Raw genomic sequence first — 4,774 nt, 5'->3', positions numbered from 1 at the left:
TAGGTTTCGAATAGGCCGTGATAGGAATAGACTCAAAAGAAATTCTCTTTTGATCCATTTGTATTTCACAAGTGTTATCTATATCTAGTTTTGTTGATGTTGTATTAATGATTAGACCACTATTGCTAATTTGGACAACCTTGGAGATTCTTTCTTTTGGATAAAGAATATCGATTGGAATATATGGGATTTCGAGTTTCATCATGGCATATATTGCTACCATAGTGTTAGCGCTTTTATGACCGTAAATGATTACTGGGTACTTTAAGTTTTCGAGATTGTTGGCTTCAAATAGATCACATAACTTATTTACTTGTTCAATGAATTGTTTCCATGTTAGAGAAAAATCATCTCCAATAACTGCCAACTTTTCTTGATTGCTACTTAAGTCTGTAAAATCCTTCTTACTAAAATCGAATTTCATTGTTACAATATTTTTCCGCTGAAGATATAAATAGCGAAGGCAATAGAATTAAACATAATAAAAATGGATATCGCTTTTGTGATTTTAGGATTAATTTTCCCAAATATAACATCACGTTTGTTCTTTTTAGATAGGTAGTCGTAGTAATTATGAATTACAGAGTAACAGGCAAACAGGATGCCAGATAATATATAGTGTCGCTCAAATCCGTTCCAAAATCCCATGAGTAGAAAGGTTGAAAATAGAGCGATATTTTGCCGCTGAATTGAATTAAATAACTTCCGGGTAACTAAATTTTTGAAGATTGGTTTGAAGAAGTAATCTCCCAGCCAGTCACCTAATGATTTATGCCATCGTTTCCAGAAATCTTTGGGGTTTACTGCAATGAACGGATTGTTAAAGTTAATTGGAACTTCAATTCCAATCATATTCCCAAAACCGATTGCTAGCAATGAATAGCCCGCGAAATCAAAAAACAGATAGAACAAATAACTATACATATAAGAGGCATGATAGTAAATTGACCCATCATCAATTAAATGTGCAATAAACAACCGATGTATACTTTCAGCGATAATAAATTTGTACAATAACCCTTTAATAAAATTGCTTATGCCTTGAGAGAAAAGCTCAGAAGATATGTTATCGTATCCTTTGTAAGTGTCAGCTTTGAAACGCTGGTATCTATCAATCGGACCTATTAGAAGAGTGGGGACAAAAGCACAAAAATTAAAGAAATCTATTAACCCAATTTTTCCAGGATTTTTTCTCTCGTCGATGTAAAGTCCTATCACTTTAAAAACCAAATATGAAAGACCAGCTATTTGAACAATAGAGGCTGCAGATATATTCTTGTTATTTAATATTTTCTCAGGGTATGCAATGGTATACTTCATAACTATCATGGGAGCAGAAAGGATTACCATCGGAAGTATAATGTTGTTGTAATTATAATATTTCCTCAGTGCAATAAAGGCTCCATATAAGTATAATATTAGAATTCCCAGATGGATTGGCTTCGGGAATAGAATAGCGATGTATGATACAGAAACTATTAATAATAATATTCTGTATGGAACAATCCGTTTAGCAAGTTTTCTGGCTAACACAAATAAGCCTAATGCCAATATAAAATAAATGAAGAAATCGGAGGATGTAAAGGGAAGAGTTTGGTTAAAGTCCATTATTAAAATTGTTGGTAGACGAATTCTACTTGAGACTTTACTTTTATAACATCAGTTGGGTGTAAAAATTGATCGATATCTACAACATATAAATGGATATAACCGATTACTAAAAGAAAGTAGATGATTGTATGGGTCAATATTTTTTTCCTATCGATCATAATATTCTTTTTCTAAAAACTTATTGATTTTCATCCATCCATAATTGCCCAAATGCATTATATCCTTTAAAGTTCCTGGCTCATATTCTTCTTTGCTTGAAACAAATAAATTTAAGTAGGGTATTTTATTTCTGTCAAGCTCTTTGGTTAATTCAAGCATTAATGAACCTAGGTTATCAATATTTTCATAGTAATATGGATTTAATGGCTGAATAACAAAGGAGCAGTTGACGGATTTACTGGTCAACAGCTTCACCACCATTCGGAAATCTTCTAGCTCTCTATTGTTTGCTATGTCTACATCTTTAACTTTCCCAACTTTATGTGTTCCATTTTTACGAAGTATGTATTTGTTATAATAGTCATCATTCACATATATTTTATTGGAAGTGACACTTGACAAGAACTTCTCTTGTACCTGTTGTAAACTCTGATTTTTGGCACGTGTATTATTCCATTCGGAAATTGTCTTCAATTCTGTTTTATAAGTTACTTTTTGAAGTTTGTAAGGCGTTTTGTAAATATTTTCAGATAAATAGGAGTTCAATCCTGCAATTGATATTGTAGGTAAATCATCAAGGTATATTTGTTTTAAATAAGCCATGGAGTGCGATATTTGTCCATAATCTTTTTCGTGATTGTAAATGTATTTCCCAACTTCTATCTTGAGTTCTCGATCGATATTTGGATTTTCTAATATTCGACTGAGGAAATTTGGTCTGACAAATTCAATAAATGCCTCTGAATTGGTTCCTTTGGTTTGAAACCAACCAGGGCTAATGAAAATGGATATTTTTGAATTTTCTAAATAATCATGTGCCGCCAATAATTCACATAAGATGCTAAAATGTTGATGATATCCATGTCCAATTCCTAAAGTGGGAATACCAACAGAATCAGGTAAGTAGTGGTAAGAACAATAATTAGATTGATTAAATTCTGATGAGCCAAATAGCGTTAGCTGGTCTCTGCTTTTTATAGAAGAAATCAAATCTATTTCTGCTTGGTCTCCAATTTTAAAGTTTGTATAATATCCTCTGGATTTATCCTGCTTGCCTTCAATTAATACGTTCGTGTACGTAATGACATCATCCTCGTTTGTTATAAAATGTTCCATAATGGGAAACCCAATACAAATTAGAACACAAGCAAAAAATAATGGAAGAAGGTGATAGATTGTAATATGTCTAAGCATTGGTAGCTGCCACCTTTTTATTAATAAAATTTATAAGCAGATTTACGGTCTCAAAATTCTCCTCTTTTATTTGTTCAAAAGGAATGTCAATTTTATATTCGGCTTCAATTTCTACAGCTAGCTCTACAATTGTTATAGAATCCAATACCCCGGAGGACCACAATGATTCGTCCAATTTTACTTTGGCAAACGCAATCTCCTCAATTTTTTCGATTAGAAAAACTTCCATAATCATATAATGATACAATCAAAATTACTTTATAATGATTGAATAAATATTATTATTCAATAGGTTTTTTGTTTATATGAATACGAGGGAAAGCTAAAAGGACAAACTAGTAAAGAAACCAGTTTGTCCTATTCTGTGATCTGACCAGGATTCGAACCTGGGACCGTCTGCTTAGAAGGCAGATGCTCTATCCAGCTGAGCTATCAGACCATCTCAATTAAGAGGCTGCAAATTTAACAGCTAAATTCAGTTTTCGGTTACAAAAAGATTATTTTTTTTCTCCCTTTGCTTTAAGGATCTCTTGTGCACAGCGTAACCCCGTTTCCATGGCTCCAAATATCGTAGAGTTGTTGCCATTGTTACTTGCCTCGCCACCGAAGAAAAGCTTGTCACCAACTGGTTCAGCCAATATCTCTCTTGCATTTGGTGTTCCAGCTTCTACACCTTCAGCTCTGTACGTATAGATACCTCTTATGTATGGGTTAGCCTTGTAGTCCATGTAGAAAGAATTCACGAAGTTGTCGGAAGCAGTAGTGCCACCAAAAATAGCGTCGAGTTCTTTAACAATTGTTTCCTCTACGTCTACATCTGGTTGGAGTACGTAATCTGCTCTTTCACCCATTATGTAGCATTGTAGTACATTGCGGTCGTTTACGCCTTCTCTACGGAACATAGCAGGTACCCAGCAACGTGTAGAGTATCCGGCGCCATAAATTTCCCAGATGTCGTCTTTTTCCCAGATAGGCTCTTTAAACATAAGGTACATGCGCATTCCAGCGTCCATGTTTAACTTATTGTATGCTTCCACTTTACTAGCTGGTAGAGCTGGTACGAATTCAATGATCTCACTTTGTAATACACCAGTAGAAACAGTAGACACTACATGGTTAGTAGTATAGGTTTTTCCGGCTTCGTCGGTAACTACAATTGGGTCTTGCGTGTAATCAACCTTAACAACCGGACTGTTGTACTGTATTAACCCTTTGTTGTGTATTGGTTGAAAGTAAAGGGTGTCTAAGAATTGCTTGTAAGGAACGTCTACATAATATACGTTGTGTCCGTACTGAGTAAATCGGTATCCGTCTTTGTCTTCACCACGGGTAATCTTACCTAGTTTTTTACTTGTATTGTGTTGGCTAAATAAGCGATGAAGAGAAGTGCCGTGTGTTCCTGCACCTCTAATGTCTTCTAATAAAGTCCATATAAGGTCTCCTTCGTTTATGCCTTGTAGTTCCAAAATGTCTGAGTAAGACATTGGCTCACCATCGTACTCCATCATCTTATCCCAAGCTAAAAGCGCTTCTTCATAAGTAGGATCGTCTTGCGCATTAACACGTTTGCCATCTTTCATGTAAACAATGTTTTTAAGCTGCATGTGCTTCTCGTTATCGTAGTTGTTCATATTAGTGTAAGGCCAAACCGGAAGTCTGTCTCTATCATCGGTATGGAACTGGTTGTAATACTCAACGCCAATTTCAAATGGATGAAGCACGGTAGAATCCCATCTGTACAAATCGGCATAAATATCAATCGGGTAATGTCCGCTATCTGGTAATATACCAACAAACTGGTTCGCGAAGT

The 4,774-nt window shown here is 34.9% G+C and carries 5 protein-coding genes and 1 tRNA gene; all 6 read right to left on the bottom strand.

Annotation, left to right across the window (positions count from 1 at the left end; translation table 11 throughout):
* Positions 1-424, bottom strand: a 424-nt coding sequence (locus HRT72_09135; GenBank protein NQY67868.1) for an AMP-binding protein, incomplete at its 3' end; no start/stop codon positions are given.
* A gap of 2 nt (positions 425-426) precedes the next feature.
* Complete coding sequence (locus HRT72_09130; GenBank protein NQY67867.1) at positions 427-1,608, bottom strand: D-alanyl transfer protein; 1,182 nt, start codon at positions 1,606-1,608, stop codon at positions 427-429.
* A gap of 150 nt (positions 1,609-1,758) precedes the next feature.
* On the bottom strand, positions 1,759-2,886 hold the full coding sequence (locus HRT72_09125; protein NQY67866.1) for a hypothetical protein: 1,128 nt from the start codon (positions 2,884-2,886) through the stop codon (positions 1,759-1,761).
* Positions 2,887-2,956: 70 nt separating this feature from the next.
* On the bottom strand, positions 2,957-3,193 hold the full coding sequence (locus tag HRT72_09120) for an acyl carrier protein (protein ID NQY67865.1): 237 nt from the start codon (positions 3,191-3,193) through the stop codon (positions 2,957-2,959).
* A 136-nt stretch (positions 3,194-3,329) separates the two neighbouring features.
* Positions 3,330-3,403 (bottom strand) — tRNA-Arg (locus HRT72_09115).
* Positions 3,404-3,461: 58 nt separating this feature from the next.
* The coding region (locus tag HRT72_09110) for an FAD-dependent oxidoreductase (protein NQY67864.1) at positions 3,462-4,774 on the bottom strand (1,313 nt) is incomplete at its 5' end.

It is taken from the genome of Flavobacteriales bacterium (assembly GCA_013214975.1).
GTDB lineage: Bacteria > Bacteroidota > Bacteroidia > DT-38 > DT-38 > DT-38.
This window is presented reverse-complemented; position numbering and strand designations above follow the sequence as displayed.